Here is an 18,933-nt window from a genome sequence, read left to right on the forward strand (position 1 = left end):
TCAGCGGCTACACTGCCCAAGCCGCCGCTACTTGACCAGCGTCTTGCCGGTCTCGGGGTGCTGCAGCCAATCGAGCAGCGCCGCGTGGAAGCGCGCCGGCGCCTGGATCTGCGGGGAATGGCCGAGGTCGGGGAATTCGATCAGCTGCGAATGCGGAATCCGCTTGACGGCTTCCTTGCCGAGCACGGGATAGTTGCCGAGCGTCTTGCGGATCTCCGGCGGCGCGGTGTCCTTGGCGATCGCCGTGGTGTCCTTGTCGCCGATCACGAGCAGCGTCGGCGGCTTGATCTGCTCGAATTCATAGAACACCGGCTGGGTCGCGATCATGTCGTAGAGCCGCGCCGAGCTCGACGCCACGGCGTCGCGGTCCGGGCCGCGATACATTCCGGCCAGCATCTGCACCCAGGTCTCGTAGGACGGATCCCAGGTGTCGGCATAGTACGTGGCGCGCTCATAGGCGCGGATGCTGTCGGCGGTGACGCGGGTCTCGCGCTGCATCCAGCCGTCGAGGCTGAGCCACGGCACACCCCTGGCCTTCCAGTCCTCCAGCCCGATCGGATCGACCAGCACCAGGCGATCGGTGGCCTCCGGATACATCAGCGCGTAGCGCATCGCCAGCATGCCGCCGGTGGAATGGCCGACCATGATCGCGCGCTCGATGCCGAGCGAAGCCAGCAGCGCGCGGCTGTTGCCGGCGAGCTGCTGGAAGGTGAACTGGTAGCGTTCCGGCTTGCTCGACTTGCAGAAGCCGATCTGATCCATCGCAATGACGCGGTAGCCGGCGCCGCTGAGCGCCTTGATGGTGCCGTCCCAGGTCGCGGCACAAAAATTCTTGCCGTGCAGCAGCACCGCGGTCTGCCCGTTCGGCGCCGCCGGCTTGACGTCGAGATAGGCCATCTCGAGCTCCTGCCCCTGCGAGCTGAAGCGATAATGCGCGACGGGATAGGGATATTCAAAACCCTGCAGCTCCGGTCCATAGGCTGGCTCTTCGCTCGCCGACTGCGCGAAGGCGTTAGAGGCGCCGAGCGTGACGCTCGCGGCAACGGCAATATGAAACAGAGTTTTCAGGTGCATCTTGCAAGGTCCGAGCGCGAGGGATGATCTGGCGATGCCGTAGCCGAACGCAGGGACGCCATCCAGCGCCCCCGCGATGATTTGTTCGTGATCCGGCGGCCGGACGCGCCGTTACACCGGATCGAAGGCGCGGATCGGCGGCAGGTTGCCGCTAAAACGCTCGACCTCGACCACCGTGAGCTGGCCGGTGCAGCCCTGCGCGAAGGACGAGGTGCCGATGTCGCGGGTCAGCACGTTGGGATTGCCGTGCACGCAGAGCGGCGCCTCCTCCTCGGGATCCATCGGGTCGTACCAGGCGCCGGTCGGCAGCTGCACGACGCCGGGCGCGATGCCGTCGGTGACGTGCACCGCGGCGAGGCAGGCGCCGCGGGCGTTGAACAGGCGGATGATGTCGCCGTCCTTGATGCCGCGCGGCTCGGCATCGCGCGGGTTCATGCGCGCGACCTCGCGGCCGCGATGTTTTGCTGCAAGCGAATGGCCGCCGAAATCGAGCTGGCTGTGCAGCCGCGTCACCGGCTGGTTGGCGACCAGGAAGCACGGCGTGCCTGGTTTTGGCATGTCGGTCTTCGCGAGCCAGACCGGATGGCCGGGACAATCGGCATCGCCATGGTCGGCGATCTTCTGCGAAAAAATCTCGATCCGTCCGCTCGGCGTCGGCAACGGCCGCGCCACCGGATCCTCGCGAAAACGGCGCAGCGTGCCGCCGTCGTCGGGCTGCTGCGGCACGATCAGGCTGCCGCGCGCCCAGAATTCCTCAAAACTCGGCGCTTCCAGCCCCTGCGCGGCGAGCGATTTTCGGGTCGGCTCATAGAGATGCGCCAGCCATTCGCGCGAGGTGCGGCCTTCGGTGAAGGGCTCGCGGGCGCCGAGACGCTCGGCGAGATCGGCGAAGATCTCGTAATCGTCACGCGCGAGGCCGAACGGCTCGGCGATCCGGTGCATCGCGACCATCAAGGGATCGTTGGTGGAATAGCCGATGTCCTCGCGCTCCAGCGTCATCGTCGAGGGCAGCACGATGTCGGCGTGGCGCGCGGTGGCGGTCCAGGCGAGCTCGTGCACCACGAACGTATCGAGCCGCGCAAACGCCTTGCGCAGGCGGTTGATGTCCTGGTGGTGGTGGAACGGATTGCCGCCGGCCCAGTAGACCAGGCGGATATCCGGATAGGTGCGCGTCTCGCCGTTGTAGCGATAGCTGGTGCCGGGATTGAGCAGCATGTCGGTGATGCGCGCCACCGGAATGAAATCGGCGACGCCGTTGCGGCCCTGCGCCAGCGTCGGCCCCGCCACCGCGTTGACGCGGCGGCCGTAATAGCCGATGGCGCCGAGCGAATAGGCGTAGCCGCCGCCGGGCAGGCCGATCTGGCCGAGCGCGGCCGCCAGCACCATGCCCATCCACACCGGCTGCTCGCCATGCTCGGCGCGCTGCAGCGAATGCGACACGGTGATCAGCGCGCGCCGCCCGGCGAGCCGGCGCGCCAGCGTGCGGATGGTGCCGGCGTCGATGCCGCAGATCGCGGCGGCCCATTCCGCGCTCTTCGGCTGCGCATCCGCCTCGCCGGTGAGATAGCGCAAAAACACCGGCCAGCCCTCGGTGTAGCGATCGAGAAAAGCCTGGTCGTGCAGGCCTTCGCTGACCAGGGTGTGGACGATGCCGAGCATCAGCGCGGTGTCGGTGCCGGGCACCGCCGTCAGCCATTCGGCGCCAGCCTCCGCGGGCAGATCGTCGCGCAGCGGGCTGACCAGCACGAATTCGCAGCCGCGCCGGCGCGCCGCGGCCATGGCGCCGCGCTCGACATGCTTGCTGATCGAGCCGCCGGCCACCATCGAGTTCTTCAGCGCCATGCCGCCGAACGCCAGCACGATCTCGGTCTGTTCAGCGATCTGCTCCCAGGTGACGTTGCGCTTGGTGATCTCCTCATAGCCGGCGAGGATCTGCGGCAGCAGCACCGAGGACGCGCCGGAGGAATAGGTGTTGACCGAGCGCACATAGCCGCCGAGCGCGATGTTGAGGAAGCGGTGCACCTGGCTCTGCGCGTGATGGAAGCGCCCCGCGCTGGACCAGCCATAGGAGCCGCCGAACACGGCCTGCGGGCCGATGCTGTCGCGAATCCGCGTCAGCTCGCCGCCGAGCAGGTCGAGCGCCTGCTCCCAGCTCACCGAGACGAACTCGTCGCGGCCGCGGCGGTCGTCGGGCCCGGGGCCGCGTTCGAGCCAGCCGCGGCGGATCGCCGGCTGCGCGATGCGGGCCTGATGGCGCAGCGCGCCGGGAAAATTGTCGATGATGCGGTTCGGATCGGGATCGGCGGCATAGGGCCTGACCTCGAGACCGGCCTTGCCGAGCCGCGCCGAAAACACGCCCCAATGCGAGGTGTGCGGCCTGAAACCGTCGGACAGATCGAGGCCGGGATCGGGGTGGCCAATCGTATCGCTCATCGCATTTCCTTCATCCGCGGGCCGGCAGCCGGGCCGCCTTTGTCGCAACACCCTCGCCAGTATAATGATCCAATCGGCGCTGTCGCCCGCTTCAGGGTTGCCGGAAACGCAGGCGGCCGTGCGCAGGAACTCGCTGTCGCAGGGGCGCGCGGCCAATATGGCGAAAACAACCCCATGCAAAGTAGCCGGCGGCGGCCGGCGCACGACAGGGCGCTGTCCGACACGGCGCTTGACACGTCGGGCAAGTCAGGGGTATTTTTTCAAAATTCCGAAATCGTGCACACTCACTCGCCCGCACTCAGCGGGATGACGTCGGTTGAATCAGCCGGGCGGCAAATTCGCCGCACCTCTCCCGCTTGCGGGGGGAGCGCAAGTTTCTTCGCGGATACAATTCAACCTGATCTCATCGTGCTCCGGCGGGCGCGCGTTTGCGATCGCGGCCGAACATCCTCCCCAGCATTGAAACCGCACCGGCGCGCCCAAGCGAACGATCGCCTGCGCACGCCCGGCGCATTCCAGGGACTATCGACATGACCACCGCACCTGACATCACCGTGCCGACGATGGCCGCCGCACCCGGCCAGACCCAGGAGACCAAAACTCCCACAACGCCGCGGCTCAAACTCTCGCCGCATGGTTTCCACATCGACCATCCCGACCCGGAACGCGGCGAAGCGCTGATGATGAACGCGCTGGGGGTTACCGATCGCGACGCGATGGAAGGCATTCTCCGCCAATTGGTGAGGGCCAGCGTGAGCGGCGGGCGGGCGAACGCGGTCAACCTCGCCTTCATGCTGTCGATGGTGAAGAGCATTCGCCCGCGGGATGCCGTCGAGGCGATGCTGGTGGCGCAGATGGTGTCGGTGCATGTGATGGCGATGCGCTGCGCCCATCACCTTGCGCATGCGAGAGACCTCCCCCAGCACGACAGCGCCGCGCGCGCCCTCGGCCGGCTCGCCCGCACCTTCCCCGCCCAGATCGAGGCGCTGAACCGCTACCGCAGCCGGGGCGAGCCTGCCATCACCGTGCAGAACGTCTCGGTCGCCGACGGCGGCAACGCCATCGTCGGCAACGTCACGCAGCATGCGAACGTGATCGTCTCCGACCAGCCCCCGCCCTCCGCCGCGCGGCGCGCGCCGAAGCCCGCGCGCGGCCAGCGACGGCGGAATTCCACCAAGGCCAGGCGGAAAGCCCAGCCGTGAGCGATCACATCAGACATACCGGCCCAATGCTGGCGAGCCCGCGCTGCGGCGCCAAAACCCGCAGCGGCACCGCCTGCCGCGCGCCGGCCGTGCACGGCAAGCGGCGCTGCCGCATGCACGGCGGCGCCGAAGGCTCCGGCGCGCCACGCAGAAACCGGAACGCGCGCAAGCATGGGCTGTACACCGGGGGCGCGATCAAGGAGCGGCGGGAGATAGGGGTGCTATTGGCGGAGGCGCGGAGGATGTTGGAGCGGATGAAGTGATCGACAGGACGCAGTATGCTGCATGCGCGAGCGGTTGAGCCGCAGAAATCGTTGTAGGATTGCCAACAACGGCTGATTTAGTGCATAAGACGATGCTCGCAGCACAGGTGCCGTCATGATGAGAAGAGCCTCCGAGCCTGATCTATTGGAGACGGGGATCTACACAATCCCCGAGGTCGCTGAGCTCGTGCAGGCCCCTCAAGATGTCGTCCGAATTTGGATCGAAGGACATACTGGCAAACAGGTCGCGGTCATCGACAATCAGCTTGGCCGGGTTGCCGGCAAGGTAGCCGTCAGCTTCACCAACCTGATGGAGTTGCGGTTCGTAGCCACGTTCGCGAACGCGGGTGTCGGGCTGCGTGAAATCCGCAAGATCATGGATGAGGTCAGAGAAACGCTCGAGCACCCTCATCCATTTGCCACTCACACTGTCTTTAAGACCGATGGCAAGAAGATCGTTGCGGAGATCGCTAAACGAAATGGCGTGAGCATCTACGACCTCCGAACAAAGAACTACGAAATGCTTGCAGTCGTCATGAAGTCATTGAAGAACGATGTCGAGTAGCTGCCCCCCACGGCATGCTATCATGGGTTGCGCAGCCTGCAAGGTCCAAACCTGGGCGGGCCACGCGAGCGACATGCAGGGACGGACCATCCCCGGATATCGCTGCGTTGATCCGGGCTACGCTTGCTCGAGCTCCCCTCATCTCCGCCCTTGACTCATCGTTCTCTATTCGTTCTTATGGCACCTCACCGCCAATTCAGAGCGAACCATGCCAACACTCGACTATCTCCGTTCGGAGATCGAGCGCATGCGCGTGCAGGTCGGCCGCCAGCGCAAGGAAATCCTGACCCTGCAGCGGGCCGGCATCCCGACCGGCTCGGCTGAAGAGCTGCTGCAGCGGATGCTGGACAAGATCGACACCCTCTGCGCCGAGCGCGACCGGATGAAGGCCGCGCTGCCGAAGCCGAAGGGCAAGATGCTGGGAGGCCGCTCCTGGTGACGCAACGACCGCAATGGTTCTCCGACTGGGATGATCCACCGCCGTTCATCAAGGCGCTGGCGGAGGTGCGCGCGCTCTCGACCCGGGAAGGTTGGTGCTTCTTCCACGTCCAGGCCATCCAGGTCGCCATCGACCAATACGCCGAAGCCGCGCTGGGCAACCGCGGGTTCTTCCTGAACAAGCCCTACGGCATCGGGCCGATCAGGAAGGGCGACATCCCGTAGGAACGGGGCAGGTCCGCGATCGTTGTCGACTCCGGAAGCACGGCTAAACTGCCCGTCGTTGGTCCCCCTCCAGCGGCGGGCTTTTTGTGAATTGCGTATGAAGTACCGAAAGCCCGGCAGGCAACGTGGGTGAGCCGGCGTTCTATGCCGACATCGAATACCGGGACATCACGTCCGAAGGTTTACTTCGAGCGAGTTCTTTCAAGGGGCTTGTTCGGAAGTGATCCGGTCGGCGGACTCTCCACCCACGCCGGCGTATCGTTCTCCTCGCCCATACCATCGCAGGATATGCAGCGAAGGTCGGTGCGTTGGTCGAGAGCCATAACGGCCTTGAGTGGCTTCCCGCAGCGCGGACATCTGGTGAGATCCATCTGTCCCTCCTCTTTTCGCCGTCCAACCGCTCAGAGGAACAAAAGTTCCTACGCGACGTTGGGTGGATTTTTAGGGAGGACTTGAATGGAAATGATCGTCGAGCGCGTCGTTCGCACTTATGGGATGATGGTAACGCTCAGCCCGCAGGAAGAGGACTTGGTCCGGCAGCGGGTTCTGAAATTTGTGGAAGGGAAGACAGGTGATGAGAACACCATCGCTGTCGAGGCGATCAAGTTCTTGAGGGGACCTAAGCCGTCCCGGACGCGACGGCCCAAGGTGTAGGTCCGAACTGCCCGGTTTGCCACGGCCTCGGCCGAGTCTGTGAGAACCATCCGCATCTCGCCTGGACGAAAGATCCGCACGGCTGCATGTGCGGCGCCGGCATGCTGTGCCAATCCCCGGATGTCGCTGCGCTCATCCGGGCTACGCTCGCCTGGGATCAGGATGTTGGTGTCAATATCCGTTATTCGCCGAGGCAACGTGATAAGATCTGCGACATGTTCCGAAGAACAGTAGGCTTGAGCGTCGAGACCTGCGATGTCTTTTTGGATCAGGTGCTCCACAAGTGCGACACGGAAATGCTTTGCGCATTCGGTAGCCGCAGCGCTGTTGGCGACGGCCGTATCCATCACGGCGGTGCCTCGTGCGCCGGCGCAACAAGGTCCGGCGGACATCGGAATAGTTGGATCTCCTGAACGCCCCGTCTATCCGCTCAAGGCAAGCGCCAACAACCGCTATCTCGTCGACCAGAACAATACTCCATTCCTGATGGTCGGAGACTCTCCGCAATATTTGAGCACCAATTTGTCGCAAGAAGAAGCTGCGGCATTCATGGCCAATCGTCGAAGCTATGGCATCAACACGCTCTGGATCAATCTGCTTTGCATTTGCGAGGAGGCAAAGACGTTTGATGGAATTGTGCCGTTCCTTGTTCCGGGCGACATTGCAACGCCAAATCCTGCGTATTTTCAGCGCATCGACGATATGCTCCGTGTCGCGGCCGACCACGGCATGGTTGTACTCCTGGATCCCATCGAGACCATCAGTTGGCTGGATGTCCTGCGGAAAAACGGCAAGTCCAAAGCGTTCGAGTACGGACAGTATCTCGGAAATCGCTACAAGGACTTTCTCAACATCATCTGGATGCACGGCAACGATTTTCAGTCATGGCGAAATGCTGCCGACGACGATCTGGTTCAGGCCGTCGCACGCGGGATCAGAAGCATGGATGCGATCCACATCCATACGGTCGAGCTCAATACTGCGACCAGCGGCTCTTTGGAAGACCCGTCATGGGCGCCGCTTATCGAGCTTGATGCGGCATACACGTACTTTCCCACCTACGCGCAGGTTCTGACCGAATACAATCGACCGAACTTCAAGCCGATCTTCATGGTGGAGGCGAATTACGAGTTCGAGAATGTCGGTCCCGATCCCGAGGGCGGCTCTCCGCAAAACCTGCGGCGGCAGGAATACTGGACGATGCTGAGCGGCGCCGCGGGGCAACTCTATGGCAGCGCCCACTCATGGAAGCTCGAGAGGGGATGGGAAGCGAACCTGGATACACAAGGTGTGCTCCAGCTCAGCTACATGAAAAACCTCTTCGTCTCGCGACAATGGCACGACCTGGTCCCCGATCAAACCCACGCCGTGGTGACTGCCGGTTATGGCCGCGTTTCCTGCCTGGTCGGAAAATTCGTGGCTGGAGTCAGCAAAGACCCCGACGCGCTCTGGACAAAGGTGTTCGGCAGCATCCGGAAGTATTTTGGCGTCGGATCCATCACGGGCAATAGCTGCGCGACGGCTGCCCGAACCTCCGATGGCTCGCTGGTGCTGGTTTACATGCCGACGATCCGGGCGATCACGGTCGATATGTCGAAGCTGGCGGGCACGACGACGGCCCGCTGGTACGATCCCACAAGCGGTGAGTACGCGGACGTGAAAGAGTCCCCGTTCGCCAATGAGGGGAGCAGAGTGTTCATGCCTTCAGGAGCCAATAAATCCGGCGATGGCGATTGGGTCCTCGTCCTCGAAGCAAGAACCCCGCCCTGAAGTGCAATCACCGGGGACTACGGTGAGGCTGCACTTGATTTCCATTCTCAAAATAGTCCGCGCGCCAGCTGAGCCGGTTAAAGCGGTTCAGGGGGTGACCACAACGTGAGGCGCGATGACCATGATGCAAGGTGCGGCACCATGCACCAATTGAGTGCACTGTCACCGTAATTCCGGAGGACGACACGGGCGAGGCGGGACGAGCATGACGCTAGCAACGGCACCCCGTGTTCTTGCGGAGGCGCGCCTGGCAGGCAATTTGCGATGTGCGCGTGAACAGTTCGGCGCCAGGTTGCGGGTGTGCCGAACTCAGACACGCGGAGCACGCAAAATGAGTTTGCATCGTCGTTTTGGAACAGTTCGCGGCAGCACCACTGTCGAGTCGAAGATCAGCAAGATGCTGTCCGACCTTGTCCTGGCCTGCCAACAGATCGAGGCCGACATCGCGGCCGAGGAACAGCGCACGGGAATTTTCGATCGATCGGACGCAAGATATCCGATTTTGGCGAGGTCGCTGAACGAGCGGCACGGCAATCTCAAGGGCACCATCGCCACGCTTGAAAAGCGTGTCATGGAGAAATCCCGGCTCGACGCAGCATAGTCCGATCAAGCCGCGGGTCAGCTGCCTTTGGCGCGCTTGCCTGCGCCTTTGCGCGACCATTTTTGGCGAGGGCGGCAATCGCCGTCATTCGTCACCGTAATTCCGGGATGACGGGGCCGGGAATATAAAGCGGCTTGCCGTCGCGGCCGAAGGGAAAGACGGCGTCGATGCCGTCGACGCTTACATCGCCGAATATCCGCTCCACGGTCGCAAAGTCCCGGTGCGGCGCGAAGCCGATCGATCGCGACCAGGCGGCAAGATCGCGCAGCAGCTTGCGCGCGTAGCCCGGATCGACCGACATCATGGGGGACATGGCACTCATCGTGTTCACGTAGAACTGGAAATATTCGCCTTCCACGAATTCGAATGTCACGTCCTTGATGCCGAGACAGAACGTGTCGAGCAGGTAAGAACTCAACGCGACGTGATGCGGCGTAGCGCCGCGCGCAAGCACCAAGGTGCCGATGCCGCCTTCGAACAGGGCTTCGGTGAGAAGGCAGCCTTGAATGGGCAAGGCCGCAGCCCGCCGCACGCGCGCGGGCAGGCTTGCTTCCAGTTCCTCAGCCCGGCGCTTCTGCGCGACCACCTGCTTCCGCCGCTGCGCCTTCCGGGCCCGCTTCTGCGCGATATTGGTCGCCATGGCCACTCTCCACTGATTCGAACGTCCCGATGATAAACGGAAGGCGACCGGTGGTGCCGGATATCCAATGAATTATTCCGCCGCATGACGCACGTTACGGTGACAGTACACCTAATTTCCAGCGCCCGCACTGGGTGACGCGGTGTGGCTAGTCGGGTTGATGATACCGGCGAGGCGGGACAAGTATGGTGCAACTCATGGCATCGGGCCTCAATTGCGTGCACCGTTACCGTAATTGCCGGCCGCGAGATTGATCAGCCAGTCGAACACCCGGCGAGCGCGTGACGCGCCGCCTTGACGGCGGACCGGTCGGCATCATAGATGACGATCATCATATCTTGAACCACGCTCGAAACCTTGACCGTTTCGAGCACCGGCCACGCCGGTCAAGACGCGACAGGAAGCATCATGCGCCGAATTGTTGTGACGGGCCTCGGGACGGTGTCCCCGCTCGGCTGTGGCACCGAACTGGCCTGGTCGCGGCTGCTGGCGGGGCGGTCCGGGCTTGGCGCGTTGCCGGACTGGGCGGCGGCGCTGCCGGCGCGCGTCGCCGGCATGGTGCCTGGCAAGGCCGGGGATGCCGAGGGCGGGTTCGATCCCGATGCCGCGGCGCCGCGCAAGGACCACAAGAAGATGGACCGGTTCATCCTGTTCGCGCTGCTCGCAGCGAGCGAGGCCGTGACGCAGGCGGGCTGGCTGCCGGCCGAGGCACGCGAGCAGGCGCGCACCGCGACCGTGATCGCATCCGGCATCGGCGGGTTTCCCGCGATCGCGGAGGCGGTGCGCACCGCGGAGCGGAGCGGCGTGCGCCGGCTGTCGCCCTTCACCATTCCGTCGTTTCTCGCCAATCTCGCGGCCGGGCACATCACCATCCGCTACGGCTTCAAGGGCCCGCTCGGCGCGCCGGTGACCGCCTGCGCGGCGAGCGTGCAGGCGATCGGCGACGGCGCGCGCCTGATCAGGTCCGGCGAGGCCGACGTCGCGGTGTGCGGCGGCGCGGAGGCCTGCATCGATCCGGTGAGCCTCGGCGGCTTCGCGGCCGCGCGGGCGCTGTCGACATCCTTCAACGACACGCCGGCCCGGGCGTCGCGGCCGTTCGACCGCGACCGCGATGGTTTTGTGATGGGCGAAGGCGCAGGTGTCGTCGTGATCGAGGAGCTCAACCATGCCTTGCTACGCGGCGCCAAGCCGATCGCCGAGCTCGTCGGCTACGGCACGACGGCGGACGCCTATCACATCACCGCCGGCCCGGACGACGGCGATGGCGCCCGCCGCGCGATGGAGACGGCGCTGCAGCAGGCCGCCCTGCGGCCCGACGAGATCCAGCATCTCAACGCGCATTCGACCTCGACGCCGGTCGGCGATCTCGGCGAACTGGAGGCGATCAAGCGCGTGTTCGGGCGCGAGGGCAACATCGCCGTCAGCGCGACCAAGTCGGCGACGGGACATCTGCTCGGCGCGGCCGGCGGCGTCGAGGCGATCTTCACGATCCTCGCGCTGCGCGACCAGGTCGCGCCGCCGACGCTCAATCTGGACAATGCCGATCCGGCCGCTGATGGCATCGACCTGGTGGCGGGCGTTGCACGGCGCATGGCGATCGAGCACGCGATCTCGAACGGTTTTGGCTTTGGCGGCGTCAACGCCAGCCTGGTGTTTCGACGCTGGTCCTAAACCGGGCGGCGGTCTGAAGGCCGGCCCGACGACGATTTCGAATAGATCGAAAAACGGCTCGCGGTGGCGCTCGATGTTGCGGCTGCGAATTCCCGCACTGCAACATGGCGACCCAAGGGTTGGAAAATGGAAACAAGCCTGCCCGGTTGCCAGAAACGCAATTTCGAGTATGGTTTGCGCCCCCTCCTTTAGTATCAGTTCAGGGACGCCCGCCATGCCTCTTCTCCAAGCCAAGCTGGAACGATTTGAGACCCTCGCTGCTGAGTGCGAGTTGATCGCCGGCCGGGCGCTGGATGGAGGCAAACGCGAACTCTATCTGCGGCTGGGTGCGCACTATCGCGCGCTGGCGACCGATATGCAGGCGGTGATCGCGTCGGTCGACGCTGCCGCGTAGCAGACGCTGGCGCCGACAAGGTCGGTCAGCTTTCGACCAAACCTTATCGGTGGGGGCTTGAGGCTGTTGCGACTCCACCCATTGCCGCGTTGTCAACACTGTGGCGCGTTGCGGACCGTTGGCGGAAAAGTCGAAGCAGCAATGGATCCGATCCGCCCAAAAGCCGGCAATACGGCTGCGACAGATCTCGAACAATATGCAATTGACGGCAAACGTCGACGCGTAACCCCCATGTCCGCCCCCCGCTGCAACGTGCAGCTACAGGTTGTCAAGCGCCCGTTGCCGGGGGCCCCGGATTGCCGTGGCGTTTTGGGTCGCGGAGCGCGCAACGGGGGACGAGGGGATACGCCGGGCTCATTCGGGCAACCCTGCTTTCCGAAGACCTTCCACCATCAGCTTCGAATTTGACTGCCCGCCCCGAGCCACGAATGCCCCTATCGTGAAGGCGGGATCGAGCTCAAGCAGACGCGCCGCCGCCTCACGCGCTTCAGCGTCGCGTCCGAGAAGGGCGAAGGCGGCCGCGAGACAGCGGTGAGCCAGCGAGTAGGAGGGGTTTTGCCGCAAGGCTTTCTTGCCTGCGACGATGGCCTCGCCGAAGCGATGAAGCTCGATAAAGGCAAACCCCATCCCGGTAAACGTCCGGTGCAGCAGCGGATCGATCGGGCTCATGCGAATGGCACGTTCAAAGCTCTGGACCGCTTCCTCCGGCAGTCCCGCAACTCGATAGACGTGACCTCGCGAGCTCCATGCCCGAAATGAATTCGGGTTGAGCGCGACCGCCCGGTCGACCATTTCGATCTCACTTTCACTATCGCCGACCATGAACGCCGAGGTCAGGGCAGCCAACGCCATCGTGTCCGGATCATCATCGTCGATGCTCAATGCCAGGCGAACAAGCCGAACTGCTTCCTTCTTGTCGAACTGAGGATCGACTGCATAGCCCCAAACGACGTTTTGCATGTGAGCGGCACTTGCCAGCGCCGCGACCAAGCCGAACCGAGGGTCCAACTCCAAGGCGCGATGCGCCAGCCTCATCGTCTCGGCCAACCCTTCGCGGGTCGATCGGTAAAACTGCTGCATGGCCCGGAGAAACAGATCATAGGCGGTGAGGTTTTCCGGCCGCCGCCGCGCCGCCATCACGATTTCGGTTTGCAGCAATTTTGGCTGAATGGCGGAGACAACTGCGACGGTCACTTCGTCCTGAAGAGCGAAAACGTCGGTCAGGTCGCGCTCGAACCTGTTCGCCCAGAGATGCGCGCCCGTGACCGCATCGATCAACTGCCCTGTGATCCGAACTTTCCCCGACGCCTTGCGGACAGACCCCTCGAGAACGTAACGCACGCCGAGCCTGCGTCCGACCTCCTTTACATCGACGGCTTTGCCTTTGAATGTGAAGCTCGAGTTGCGAGCGATGACGAACAGCCATTTGAACCGCGAAAGTGCGGTGATGATCTCCTCCACCATTCCGTCGGCAAAGTACTCCTGATCGGGATCACCGGACATGTTCTCGAACGGCAGAACGGCGATGGAAGGCTTGTCGGGCATCGGAGGCGGGCTGTCGGTGTCGGCAACACGCGTGGGAGCCATCTCTCGCGCGTCACCCGGCGCAACCACCTGATAGGCCCTGATCGGCTCCTGAATGTTCCTCATCTGTTGAACACCGAGGTCCATAAAGGTCATCGGCAGGACCTTGCGCACCTGATCGTACGTCGCGCCCGAGATCAGGACGCTTCCAGGTTCCGCCATTGTCTGCAACCGCGCGGCAATGTTGACGCCGTCGCCGAACAGGTCGCCGGCGCGTACCATCACGTCACCGATGTGCACACCGATGCGAAAATTGACGTGGCGGTCGGGAGCAAGGCCGGCGTTAGCTTCGGCCAAGGCGGTTTGCGCAGCAACGGCGCACTGCACGGCGTCGACCGCACTCCCGAACTCCGCCAGGACGCTGTCGCCAGCCGTGTTCGCGATGCGACCCCTGTGGTCCGCAATGAGCCGGTCGAGGATCGCGCGCCGTTCGGTCAGCCGTTTGAGCGTACCGACCTCGTCTGTGCCCATCAGGCGGCTATAGCCCTCCACGTCTGCCGCGAAGACGGCGACGAGCTTTCGGCTGACCTCGCCAAGATCGGACATTCGGTGCCCCGATGCCACCAGTCTGCGGCGGTCATCATTCCGCAAGCTGGAACACAGGGCAAGGTCGGCCGCCGAAGGGCAGCGAGGAAGCGAAGATGGATCACGCTGGTGTCGCCGCGAGCTAGTGCGACCCGGACAATGGCGACTGAAGCCGCTTGGCGCGCCACCCAGAATAAAACTGCGAACTCTTATGTCATTGAAATCGCGATATGATCTTGAGCAGAGCCCAATCGTGGCGCCGCGTTCGTGATGGGGTGGACACTAATGGCCGACGGGACGTCGGTTCATTTCCTCCAAGAGCTCGCGCATTGCGTCGAACTGCGTGCCAAAGCCTTTCCAATCGCCGGAGCGCAATCGTTCAACGGCCTGATTGTAGCGATCGAGCGCCTCCCTTGCCTGACTTGTCGACGGGCCTGTAACAGGCATTTCCCCATTTGTGCTCGAGACCGGCCGCGCCCCGCCAGGCTCGATGAACAACGCGGACAAGGCTTCGCCGAGCGTCTCCTTCATCACCACATGTTCACCATAGGCTGCGATCACACGCTTTAGTTCTGGCAGGTGTCCGTGCTCCGCGCGCAAATAGAGCGGCGATACATATAGGATCGAGTTCTCGATCGGGATCACAAGCAAGTTCGCGCCGCGTATCACCCGCGAACCCATCTGATTCCACAGCGTGATTTGTTGCGATATCTCGGTACTCTGGTTGATCCGCGCCTCGATCTGGAACGGCCCGTAGACGAGCTTCTCCTTGGGAAATTCGTAGACGATCAGCTTGCCGTAGTCGGGCGCGTCACAGCGCGCGGCGAGCCACGCGATCATATTGTCGCGGCGGCTGGGCACCATGGGAAGCATGAGAAAGAACTCGGCCTGCGGCTCTTCGGGCAGCCGCATGACGATGTAGTACGGCGCCATCGTTGCAATGCCGCCGCCGCCTGGCTGGCGCGGGAATTGCCACAGATCCTCGCGGTTATAGAAAACGTCGGCGGCCTCCATATGGTAGGTCTGATAGAGCCGCGCCTGGATCAGGAACAGGTCCTCCGGATATCGAATGTGCTTCTGCAAGTCCGAAGGCATCGCCTCGAACGACTTGAACAAGCTCGGAAAGATACGCTGATAGGTCGCCGCGACCGGGTCACCGGTGTCAATGAGGTAAAAATCGACGGTCCCATTATAGGCATCGATGATGACCTTCACCGAATTGCGAATGTAGTTGAGATCGAAATCCTGCGCTGGCTGCGAAGCGGGGAAATAGGAACTCACCGTGTAGGCGTCCTGCATCCAGAACATCCGCCCATTGCTGATGACCAGATAAGGATCGTGATCGAGCCTGAGGAACGGAGCGATCGTTTGTACCCTTTCCCCGATATTGCGGCGGATCATGATCCGACTGTCGGTGGTGATGTAGTTCGAGAGCAGCAGGTTCGGGTCATTGAAATAGTAGGCAAACAGGCCTCTCCACACCGCCGCTCCTATCGGAATGCCACCCGTGCCGTCATAAGCCGCGTAGACATTGTCTTTTCCCTTCGGATGGTCGAACTCAGCTGTGCTCCCCTTGACGATGACGTAGTCGTTGCTCTGTTCGCTGTAGTAGATGCGCGGCTCGTGGATTTTGGGGCCTCCATCCGCAACGGGCGGGATATCCCGCAAATAGAGGAGCGGCAGTCCTTCAGCGCTCTTGCGCGTGACCGGGCTCATCACCGCACCATTGCCATGAGTAAACAGCACGTGGCGGTTGACCCATGTCTGGGCGTTCGGCGGCAGCAGGGAGGGCCGCAGTTCGCGTGCCGAGAGCATCACACTTTGGTAGGAGCCGTCGAGCCAGTAGCGATCGACGTCAAGATCATGAAATTTGTAGTAAGTGCGGATCTCCTGCAGCTGCGCGTAGGTGTCCGACAGAGGCAGCCAGTCCCACAGCCTGATGTTATCGATTGTCGCCTTGTTGGCGTCGAGCGTCTTGGAGGTAAGCTTCTGTTCGGCAGCAAAGGGCCTGGCTGAGATCTTGTCCAGATTGTAGGCCTGCCGGGTGAGCGCAATGTTGCGCTCGATGTAGGGCTTCTCCAGATCCAACTCGCTTGGTTTGACGAAGAATTGCCAGACCAGAACGGGGACTACGCCGGACAGCACGAAAGTGCCGATGACGACGAGCAGGAACGCGGCGACAGGAAGCCGGTAGCTGCGCGTCCGCAAGTTCGCCCACGTGGCGAGAGCCGCGACGATCGAAAGTCCGATCATCAGCCACAGGGCCGGCAGCCCCACATGGACATCGGTGTAACTTGCGCCGACGACCACGCCGTTGTCGCCGTAGAGCAGCAGATAGCGATCGAGACTATAGGACCAGGCCTTCACCGCGAAGAAAAGACCGAGCAGCGCCGAGCCGTGGCCAATCGCTGTCGGCGACATTGAACGGTGTTGAGAGTCGTATTCGATATCGCCGTGAGCCCAGTAGATCGTTCCGGCGACAAGCGCACTCAGAGCGAGCGTGAGCATCATCCAGTTCTTGATCAGGATATAGGCGGGCAACGAGAACAGATAGAAGCCGATATCCTTGCTGTAGAGCGGCTCGTCAGCGCCATATGGTACCTGATAGAGAAACCGCAGGAAGGTGCCCCAGTTGCCCACTTCGGCCACTGCGACGAGAAGGGCGAGCAGGACAGCCCCGCCTGCGATAATCGAGCGCCACGGCAAGCGATCGCGCCACTGTGCCAGCGGATCCGGCGGCGCGCTGCCCGCGGCCTGCCACACCGCAGCCGCCGCAAGCTGTGTCGACCGCTTGCCGGCGGCACGCAGCGCGAGCCACCAGTTCACCCAAAGTACGAGAGCAGTTGCTGTCCAGATCGCGACAAAGACGGCGGCTTTGGCGCCGATCGTCATCCAGAAGACCTGCAGATAGCCGACCGACGAAAACCATAGCCAGTCGACCAGGAAATCGCTCGCGAGCCCGAGCAGGATCAGGCAAATCGTAATGACGACAGCCGCAACGGTCAGCCCGACCACGCCACTTAGCCGTGGTGCCTTGCGTTGGGGTCCGGCAATCCGGATCGTCATGCGCCTGATCATAGCGGAAATGACGGGCGTCCGCCGCTTGATTCGGGCCGGGATTGCACCCACGGCGAGGGACGCAACTGGGCGAAGCCCCGGCGCGCGCGGAACAACGCAAAGCGGAAAGCTCGGCGATGCTGCCGTCGCAATCAGTCAGCCATCGCCCGAGATAGTGCTGCGGCTGCGGAGCCGTATCGTACAATGTGGTGGTAGAGCGCAGATTTGGCGCTCCCTAGGGGAATCGAACCCCTGTTTCAGCCTTGAGAGGGCTGAAAGTTTCTTCTCGGCCGGTTCACACTTGTTCGCCACAATCTAGTGTTATCAATCGCTTAGATGAATCTTGTCCGTCACCGTTCGGCCTCGTACGCTGGTGCTTATTCGACGGATATTCGACGACTTTTGGGGACGGGTGCCGTGACGAAAACACTGACAGAGGCTCAGATCACGACTGCTAAGGCGCGCGCCCGGCTGGAGTTTGGCGCACATTGGCGCCGCCTCGATGCCGAGGCGCACCTAGGCTATCGCAGGGGCAAGCGGAGCGGCGTATGGTTCGTACGTTGGCGTAATCACCATGACGGAGCCAACTACAAGCAGGCGCCGGTCGGCGTCGCCAACGACGTCAACGACAAGCCTGCCGAAGGAACGCTGACTTTCGAGCAGGCGGTGGCGCAAGCGCGGGAACACGTCATCCGGTCCAGAATTGAAGCGGCCGCCCAAGCTGCTGGACCCGCCCCCTCCGTTCGGACGGCTGTAGAGACGTATATCAGGGAGCGGAATGCCCGTGACAGCCGTAGGGCTGGCCGCGAGGTTCGATCCGATGCTGGTCACCGCTTGCGGCGCTACGTTCTTGGTCAAGAAGAGCGCGGTAGCCGGGAAGCCGTTGAGGCTGCCTCTCTCGCCGTAGTCCAATTGCACGCGCTACAGGAAGATCATCTGTTCACGTGGCGAGAGGACCTTCCTGCAGAATTGAAGGCCACAACAAAGCAGCGGCTCATAAACGACCTGAAGGCAGCGCTGAATGCAGCATGGCCACGCTTGACGGTGGACCAAAAGAAGCTGAATCCAACATTCCTCTCGATTGTGAAAGACGGGTTTAGGGCTGAGCGCATCGATGACGATGACGAGATATCTGTCGCTCGAGACAATCAAATCCTCACGGACGCGCAGATCAGCACGTTGCTTCGAGCCGCATGCGAGATCGACAACGAGCACGGATTCGAAGGCGATCTATATCGCATTGTCGTGTGCCTTGCAGCAACGGGCGCGCGATTTGCGCAGGCAAGGCGCATGCGCGTTAGTGATGCACAACGAAAAGAGCGACGCTTGATGGTGCCAGGTTCCTACAAGGGACGAGGCGGCAACGGCGGCTCCGTACCGGTTCCGGTGGGCGAAGATATCATCGAAGTCCTCTTACCGGGAATCTTAGATCGTCCAAGAGACGCGCCGTTATTCGAGCGATGGAGCTATGAGCAGGAAGCAGGTGGCATCGTTTGGAGAAAGTCAGAGCGCGGTCCATGGAAGACGGCAGAACTTACTCGTCCGTGGCATGCCATCCGAGAACGCGCAGGGCTGCCGGAAGCCATTCCTTATGCGCTACGACATTCCAGCATCGTCCGCGGCTTGCGAAACCTACTCCCAATTCAGCACGTTGCTAAACTGCACAACACTTCTGTGAAAATGATCGAGCGGCACTACGCGAAATATATCTCGACAGCCTTGGAAGATCTCGCTCGAGCAGCAGTTGTACCGCTCGTCCCTCGGCCCGCTGAAAATGCGGCCGGCGCAGATGACAGCAAGAAGAAGCTATTGCTATCTAGCGCATAATTCTGCCGGC

At 62.7% G+C, this 18,933-nt stretch carries 16 protein-coding genes and 1 tRNA gene; 10 read left to right on the forward strand and 7 right to left on the reverse strand.

All coding sequences use genetic code 11. The annotated features are described in order from the left end of the window. Window positions 1-27: 27 nt before the first annotated feature. Window positions 28-1,074 carry an alpha/beta fold hydrolase gene (locus tag CI41S_RS13595; RefSeq protein ID WP_139859625.1) on the reverse strand — a complete coding sequence of 349 codons (1,047 nt, stop codon included), beginning with the start codon at window positions 1,072-1,074 and terminating at the stop codon, window positions 28-30. 111 nt (window positions 1,075-1,185) lie between these two features. Next, window positions 1,186-3,507 carry a molybdopterin guanine dinucleotide-containing S/N-oxide reductase gene (locus CI41S_RS13600; protein WP_139859627.1) on the reverse strand — a complete coding sequence of 774 codons (2,322 nt, stop codon included), beginning with the start codon at window positions 3,505-3,507 and terminating at the stop codon, window positions 1,186-1,188. Window positions 3,508-4,037: 530 nt separating this feature from the next. On the opposite strand from CI41S_RS13600, the gene CI41S_RS13605 reads away from it, so the two are divergent. The 5 genes from CI41S_RS13605 (at window position 4,038) to CI41S_RS13625 (ending at window position 6,200) form a co-directional block, all read left to right on the forward strand. Continuing rightward, a complete protein-coding gene (locus tag CI41S_RS13605; RefSeq protein ID WP_139859629.1) occupies window positions 4,038-4,709 on the forward strand; it encodes a hypothetical protein in 672 nt (223 codons plus the stop codon). Further along, window positions 4,706-4,972 (forward strand): HGGxSTG domain-containing protein, encoded by a 267-nt coding sequence (locus tag CI41S_RS13610; RefSeq protein WP_244626503.1) that lies wholly within the window; start codon window positions 4,706-4,708, stop codon window positions 4,970-4,972. The genes CI41S_RS13605 and CI41S_RS13610 overlap by 4 nt, the downstream gene beginning before the upstream one ends. 115 nt (window positions 4,973-5,087) lie before the next feature. After that, window positions 5,088-5,537 (forward strand): hypothetical protein, encoded by a 450-nt coding sequence (locus CI41S_RS13615; RefSeq protein WP_139859631.1) that lies wholly within the window; start codon window positions 5,088-5,090, stop codon window positions 5,535-5,537. Window positions 5,538-5,745: 208 nt separating this feature from the next. Next, window positions 5,746-5,976: a hypothetical protein gene (locus CI41S_RS13620; RefSeq protein ID WP_139859634.1), complete on the forward strand. Its 231-nt coding sequence runs from the start codon at window positions 5,746-5,748 to the stop codon at window positions 5,974-5,976. After that, complete coding sequence (locus CI41S_RS13625) at window positions 5,970-6,200, forward strand: hypothetical protein (RefSeq protein ID WP_139859636.1); 231 nt, start codon at window positions 5,970-5,972, stop codon at window positions 6,198-6,200. The genes CI41S_RS13620 and CI41S_RS13625 overlap by 7 nt, the downstream gene beginning before the upstream one ends. 488 nt (window positions 6,201-6,688) lie before the next feature. Here the strand turns inward: CI41S_RS13625 and CI41S_RS43430 are convergent, their stop codons facing one another. Then, a complete protein-coding gene (locus tag CI41S_RS43430; protein WP_172628025.1) occupies window positions 6,689-7,201 on the reverse strand; it encodes a hypothetical protein in 513 nt (170 codons plus the stop codon). Here CI41S_RS43430 and CI41S_RS13640 point away from each other — a divergent pair. Together CI41S_RS13640 and CI41S_RS13645 are read left to right on the forward strand one after the other, a co-directional pair. After that, entirely contained in the window at window positions 7,182-8,624 is a 1,443-nt protein-coding gene (locus CI41S_RS13640) for an apiosidase-like domain-containing protein (RefSeq protein WP_172628026.1), read from the forward strand. The two genes, CI41S_RS43430 and CI41S_RS13640, sit on opposite strands and share 20 nt — an antisense overlap. 205 nt (window positions 8,625-8,829) lie before the next feature. Continuing rightward, entirely contained in the window at window positions 8,830-9,225 is a 396-nt protein-coding gene (locus CI41S_RS13645) for a hypothetical protein (RefSeq protein WP_244626504.1), read from the forward strand. A gap of 91 nt (window positions 9,226-9,316) precedes the next feature. On the opposite strand, the gene CI41S_RS13650 is transcribed toward CI41S_RS13645, so the two are convergent. After that, window positions 9,317-9,865, reverse strand: a complete 549-nt coding sequence (locus CI41S_RS13650) for a hypothetical protein (RefSeq protein WP_139482209.1) — start codon at window positions 9,863-9,865, stop codon at window positions 9,317-9,319. 408 nt (window positions 9,866-10,273) lie between these two features. Here CI41S_RS13650 and fabF point away from each other — a divergent pair, with 408 nt between their 5' ends. Both fabF and CI41S_RS13660 read left to right on the forward strand, forming a co-directional pair. Beyond that, window positions 10,274-11,536: a beta-ketoacyl-ACP synthase II gene (gene fabF, locus CI41S_RS13655; RefSeq protein WP_139859642.1), complete on the forward strand. Its 1,263-nt coding sequence runs from the start codon at window positions 10,274-10,276 to the stop codon at window positions 11,534-11,536. A 214-nt stretch (window positions 11,537-11,750) separates the two neighbouring features. Then, window positions 11,751-11,930 (forward strand): hypothetical protein, encoded by a 180-nt coding sequence (locus CI41S_RS13660; RefSeq protein ID WP_139482212.1) that lies wholly within the window; start codon window positions 11,751-11,753, stop codon window positions 11,928-11,930. Between the two features lie 354 nt (window positions 11,931-12,284). Here CI41S_RS13660 and CI41S_RS13665 read toward each other — a convergent pair whose 3' ends face one another. The 3 genes from CI41S_RS13665 to CI41S_RS43435 all read right to left on the reverse strand — a co-directional run bounded on the left by CI41S_RS13665 (window position 12,285) and on the right by CI41S_RS43435 (window position 17,398). Next, complete coding sequence (locus tag CI41S_RS13665; protein ID WP_139859644.1) at window positions 12,285-14,060, reverse strand: adenylate/guanylate cyclase domain-containing protein; 1,776 nt, start codon at window positions 14,058-14,060, stop codon at window positions 12,285-12,287. A gap of 261 nt (window positions 14,061-14,321) precedes the next feature. Then, window positions 14,322-17,105 (reverse strand): UPF0182 family membrane protein, encoded by a 2,784-nt coding sequence (locus CI41S_RS13670; RefSeq protein ID WP_139859647.1) that lies wholly within the window; start codon window positions 17,103-17,105, stop codon window positions 14,322-14,324. A gap of 217 nt (window positions 17,106-17,322) precedes the next feature. Beyond that, window positions 17,323-17,398, reverse strand: a tRNA-Glu gene (locus CI41S_RS43435). Window positions 17,399-17,513: 115 nt separating this feature from the next. On the opposite strand from CI41S_RS43435, the gene CI41S_RS13675 reads away from it, so the two are divergent. Then, window positions 17,514-18,923: a tyrosine-type recombinase/integrase gene (locus tag CI41S_RS13675; protein WP_139482215.1), complete on the forward strand. Its 1,410-nt coding sequence runs from the start codon at window positions 17,514-17,516 to the stop codon at window positions 18,921-18,923. Window positions 18,924-18,933 lie beyond the last annotated feature (10 nt).

It is taken from the genome of Bradyrhizobium ivorense (genome assembly GCF_900696085.1).
GTDB lineage: Bacteria > Pseudomonadota > Alphaproteobacteria > Rhizobiales > Xanthobacteraceae > Bradyrhizobium > Bradyrhizobium ivorense.